Origin of the sequence: Streptomyces sp. NPDC048650 (assembly GCF_043199095.1) — a bacterium.
Lineage (GTDB): Bacteria > Actinomycetota > Actinomycetes > Streptomycetales > Streptomycetaceae > Streptomyces.
On record NZ_JBICVM010000041.1, the window covers coordinates 1 to 1,544 of the forward strand.

The 1,544-nt window shown below is 70.7% G+C and carries 1 protein-coding gene; it reads right to left on the minus strand.

Features of this window, described 5'->3' with window-relative positions; genetic code table 11:
• Positions 1-1,544: beta-ketoacyl synthase N-terminal-like domain-containing protein (locus tag ACGFML_RS38110; RefSeq protein WP_393550547.1), on the minus strand; the 1,544-nt coding region annotated here is incomplete at both ends.

A 1,544-nucleotide genomic window follows, 5' to 3' on the forward strand; every position in this document is an offset into this window, starting at 1 on the left:
GTCCCCGTACCGTGCGCCTCCACCGCGTCCACATCGGCCGCCGACACACCCGCACTCGCCAACGCCTGCCGGATCACCCGCTGCTGCGCCGGACCGTTCGGCGCCGTCAGACCATTCGACGCACCATCCTGGTTCACCGCACTGCCCCGCACCACCGCCAACACCCGATGCCCATGCCGACGCGCATCCGACAGACGCTCCAGCACGAGCATGCCGACGCCCTCACCCCAGCCGACGCCGTCCGCGGCATCGGCAAAGGCCTTGCAGCGCCCGTCCGCCGACAGACCCCGCTGACGTGAGAAGTCCACGAACGTCGTCGGGGTCGACATCACCGTCACACCACCCGCCATGGCCAGCGAGCACTCGCCCGAGCGCAGCGCCTGCGCAGCAAGGTGCAGAGCCACCAGCGACGACGAACACGCCGTGTCCACCGTGACCGCCGGACCCTCGAAGCCGAACGTGTACGACACCCGACCCGAGGCGATGCTGGCCGCGCTGCCATTGCCTCGATAGCCCTCGTACTGGTCGCCGACCATGATCTCGCTGTAGTCGGTGTACATCACGCCCGCGAAGACGCCTGTCCGGCTGCCCCGCAGCGTGGTCGGGTCGATGCCCGCCCGTTCGATGGCCTCCCAGGTCGTCTCCAGCAGCAGCCGCTGCTGCGAGTCCGTCGCCAGAGCCTCCCGGGGGCTCATCCCGAAGAACTCGGGGTCGAAGTCCGCCGCCTCGTGCAGGAACCCACCGGAGCGGGTGTACGAGGTGCCGAGTGCTTCGGGGTCGGAGTTGTAGAGCGACTCCACGTCCCAACCGCGGTCGGCCGGGAAGTCCGAAATGGCGTCCGCACCGTCCGACACCAACCGCCACAGCTCCTCGGGCGAGGCGACCCCACCGGGATAGCGGCAGCTCATCCCGACAATCACCACCGGATCGTCGGCCGCGGCCGGCGGCATCGGCGTCGGCAGCTCCTCTTCCGCCGTCTGCGCACTGAACAGCTCGCCCAGCAGGAAGTCGACCAGCGTGCCCGCCGTGGGGTAGTCGAAGACGGCGGTGGCTGAAAGGCGCATGCCTATCGCCTTGCTGAGCCGGTTGCGCAGCTCGATCGCGGTCAGGGAGTCGAAGCCGAGGTCCTGGAAGGCCCGGTCCGGGTCGACCGTCTCCGGGCTCGCGTGGCCCAGGACCAGCGCGATCTGGGCGCGCACCAAGTCCAGCAGCGCCTCACGACGCTCCGCCGCCGACAGGCCGGACAGACGCCGCACAATGCCGGCGACGGCGGCCGAGTCGGCGACCGCAGAGCGCCGGGTGCGGACCCGGATCAGCCCGCGCAGTAGCGGAGGTACGTCTCCCTGGTCCCGCAGTACGGCCAGGTCGAGACGCACGGGAAGGACGAGCGCGTTGTCGGCGGCCAGTGCGGCGTCGAAGAGCGCGACGCCCTCCGCCGGGGTGAGCTCGGGCATGCCCGAGCGGGCGATCCGCTGGAGGTCGGCGTCGGTGAGGGTGCCGGTCATGCCGCTGACCTGGGACCAAGGACCCCACGCCATCGACGT